Source organism: Kitasatospora sp. NPDC054768 (genome assembly GCF_053612025.1).
Window position 1 is genome coordinate 1 of record NZ_JBSHBN010000268.1, and the last position, 3,408, is coordinate 3,408.

At 73.7% G+C, this 3,408-nt stretch carries 2 protein-coding genes; one reads left to right on the forward strand and one right to left on the reverse strand.

Going from position 1 to position 3,408, the window contains the following annotated elements; genetic code table 11:
* Positions 1 to 48: 48 nt before the first annotated feature.
* On the reverse strand, positions 49 to 2,340 hold the full coding sequence (locus ACWGKU_RS39555; RefSeq protein ID WP_452181059.1) for a DUF7507 domain-containing protein: 2,292 nt from the start codon (positions 2,338 to 2,340) through the stop codon (positions 49 to 51).
* Positions 2,341 to 2,897: 557 nt separating this feature from the next.
* On the opposite strand from ACWGKU_RS39555, the gene ACWGKU_RS39560 reads away from it, so the two are divergent.
* Positions 2,898 to 3,263, forward strand: a complete 366-nt coding sequence (locus ACWGKU_RS39560; protein WP_452191794.1) for a chaplin — start codon at positions 2,898 to 2,900, stop codon at positions 3,261 to 3,263.
* Positions 3,264 to 3,408: the final 145 nt, after the last annotated feature.

Below are 3,408 nucleotides of genomic sequence, written 5' to 3' on the forward strand. Positions count from 1 at the left end.
CGCGCGCTCCGCGCGGGCCGGTGCCGTGGGTCGTGCGGCGTCGCTGTGTCACTCCATGGGCTGGGTGCCCTGGTCCGCGCTGCCGGCCTGCGGGCGGCGTCTGCGGTTGGCGGTGAGGAGCACGGGGACGCCCGCGGCGAGCAGGAGCGCACCCGCCGTGCCGATGAGGGTCAGGTTTCCGGCACCGGTCTCGGGCAGTTGGCCGTGCGGCGGGTGGGGCTGGCCGGAGGGGTGGCCGGAGGGGTGGTGCGAGGGCGACGGAGAAGGAATGTGCGAGGGGGACGGCGAGGGGGAGGGGGACGGGGCCGACTGGGGCGGCGTGGCCGTGACCCGCGCCGTGGCGGGGCCCGACGTGACCGTGGTGGAGCCGGGCCCGGTGGCGGTGGCCACCGCGGTGTTGTCGATGTGCCCCTGGCGCAGGTCGGCCGCGGTGACGGTGTAGGTGCCCGTGCAGGTCGTCGACCCGCCGGGCGCCAGCGGCCCGGCGGGGCAGGTGAGGGTCGGGGCGGTGCCGGAGCCGGAGAACGCGGTGTCGGCGACGGTGATGCCGGTGAGGGTGACGTTGCCGCTGTTGGTGGCCACCAGGGTGTAGGTGACGGTCTGGCCGGCGGCGGTCACCGTGGCCGGGGACGCGGACTTGGCGAGGGTGAGGGCCGGGGACTGGGTCAGCGTCACGGTGGCGGTGGCGGGGGGCGAGGTGACCGGGGGCCCGGAGGGCGGGGTGCCGGTCGCGGTGGCGGTGTTGGTGATCGTCCCGGCGTCGATGTCGGCCTGGGTGACGGTGTACGTGGCCGTGCAGGTGATCGACGCTCCCGGCTCCAGGGTCGTCGACGGGCAGGTGATCACGGGCGGGGTGCCCTTGCCGGAGAAGGAGGTGTCCGTCACCGACAGGCTCGTCAGGGTGACGTTGCCGGTGTTGGTGACCACGTAGGAGTAGTCGAGGACCTGGCCGGGGGTGAGGGTCGCGACCACGGTGTTGCGCCGGGCGTTGCCCCCGCCGTTGTTGCCCCCGCCGTTGTTGCCCCCGCCGTTGTTGCCGCCGCCGTTGTTCCCACCGCCGCCGCCGGCGGACACGGTCTTGTCGAGGGTGAGCGAGGCCGGAGGACCGGTCACGGTGGCGGTGGCGGGCGGTGAGGTGACCGGGGGCCCGTAGGGCGGGGTGCCGGCCGCGGTGGCGGTGTTGGTGATCGTGCCGGCGGTGACGTCGGCCTGGGTGACGGTGTAGGTGGCCGAGCAGGTGAAACTCGTGCCGACGGGCAGGATGGCCGACGGGCAGGTGATCACGGGCGGGGTGCCCGTGCCGGAGAACGAGGTGTCGGTGACGCTGATGTCCGTCAGGTCGACGTTCCCGGTGTTGGTCACCGTGAAGTAGTAGATGAGGGTCTCGCCGACGGCGATGGTGGTCATCAGGGTGTTGCGCCGGCTGTTGCCGCCGCTGCTGCCCCCGCCGGCGGTGACGGCGATCTTGTCGAGGACCAGGCCGGCCTGGTTCTGCGGCGAGGTCACCGTCGCTGTGGCGGGCCCTGAGGTGACCGGGGGGCCGGTCGGCGGGGTGCCGGTCGCGGTGGCGGTGTTGGTGATCGACCCGGCGGTGACGTCGGCCTGCGTCACCGTGTACGAGCCGGTGCAGGTCATCGACATGCCCGGCGGCAGCGTGGTCGCCGGGCAGGAGATCACGGGCGGGGTGCCCGTGCCGGAGAAGGAGGTGTCCGACACCGACACCCCCGTCAGCGTGACGTTCCCGGTGTTCGTCACGTCGTACGTGTAGGCGATCGTCTCGCCGACCGTCAGGGTGGTGACGGAGGTCGAGCGCCGGCTGTTCCCGCCGCCGTTGTTGCCCCCGCCGTTGTTCCCGCCACCGTTGTTCCCGCCACCGTTGCCTCCGGACGGTGTCCCGGCCTTCTGCAGGGAGATCGCGGCGCTCTGGACGGCGGCCAGGGTGGCGGTGGCGCCGGGCGCGGTGACCGTGGATCCGGTGGACGTCCGACCGGTGGCGGTGCCGATGCTCGTGACGCCGCCCGCGTCGATGTCCGCCTGGGTCACGGTGTACGGGGCGGTGCAGGTCATCGCGGAGCCGGGGGCGAGGTCGGTCCCCTGGCAGGAGACCACCAGCGGGCCCGCGGTGCCGCTGAAGGACGTGGTGGCGACCGTGACTCCGGTGAGCGGCTCGTCACCGTTGTTCGTGACCGCGAAGGAGAAGGTCGCGTTCTCGCCGACCGTGTTGACGGTCGTCGGGGAGACCGACTGGGAGAGCGACAGCGAGGGCGACTGCGCCGAGGCCTTCCCGGCCACGGGGAAGCCGGTGACGGACACGGTCGCCACGGCTGCCGCGGTCGTCAACGCCATCAGGGTCCGGCGGAGGACCCGCCGGGCCCTCGGCGCCCCCGAAGGCGGTCCGGACTCCCCCGAGTCGTGCGGCGGCCGGGTTGTGCGGACTCTCATGCGGGTACTCCCAGGTCGACTTGAGCACCGGCGCCCGAACACTGGCGCGGCGGGTGGGAAGGCTTTGACGGTGTGAAACGCGAGCCGCGCATCCGTTCGCCGGAGGCACCCGGGCCGACCCGGTCGAACGTCTACGCACCATGTCGCCGCACGCCTGCCGCCTCGGCAGCGGACATGCAAGGTCGGTTATCGCCCCGGGCGGCGCCGCGCGGCATCGTGAAACGCCCGAAAGGCACCTGTTCGGTTGCCGTGCGTCACCTCTCCGGCCGACGTCCCGCGGGCGGGCCGTGCTCCCGGGGCGCCGGCCCCACCCGATTTCGGACCGCCGGGACCGTCCGGTTCTGGTCCGATCGGGGTGGGACTCGTGCATCGGTGGTAGATCGGGCCTGCAACCGGGTGACCGCGCGGGCGGGGCTGCCCCGTGACGTCCGGGCCGACCGGCTACCCCTTCCGCCATGACCAACACCAGCAAGTACCTGCTCGCCGGCGGCCTCACGGTCGCGCTGGCCGTCCTCTCCACGGGCCCCGCGGCCGCGGGCCACGACGAGGGGGCCGGACACGGCGAGTCCGGATACACCCTGCCCTCGGGCGCGTGCGTCAACGCGGACGGTGACGCCGATGCCGACGGCATCGCCGCGGGATCGCCGGGCGTGCTGTCCGGCAACCTGATCCAGATCCCCGTCAACCTCCAGGCCAACGTCTGCGGCAACTCCATCGACATCGTCGGCCTGCTCAACCCGGCGGGCGGCGGGGGCAACAACGGCGGGGGCAACAACGGCGGGGGCAACAACGGCGGCGGTAGCAGCGGGGGCAACAGCTAGGAGCGCGCCGGCGTCGATCGGGGCGGGGGCCACCCCCCCCGGGGGGGGGGGCCCCCCCCGGGGCGGGGGGCCCCCCCCGGGGGGGGACGGGCCCCGGAGCGCGCCCAGGGCGTATAAAAAAAAAGAACAGAGCCCAACCAAACAA

Excerpts from the sequence above, each read along its gene's own strand:
- ACWGKU_RS39560 (WP_452191794.1), top strand. The coding sequence starts at position 2,898 with ATGACCAACACCAGCAAGTACCTGCTCGCCGGCGGCCTCACGGTCGCG.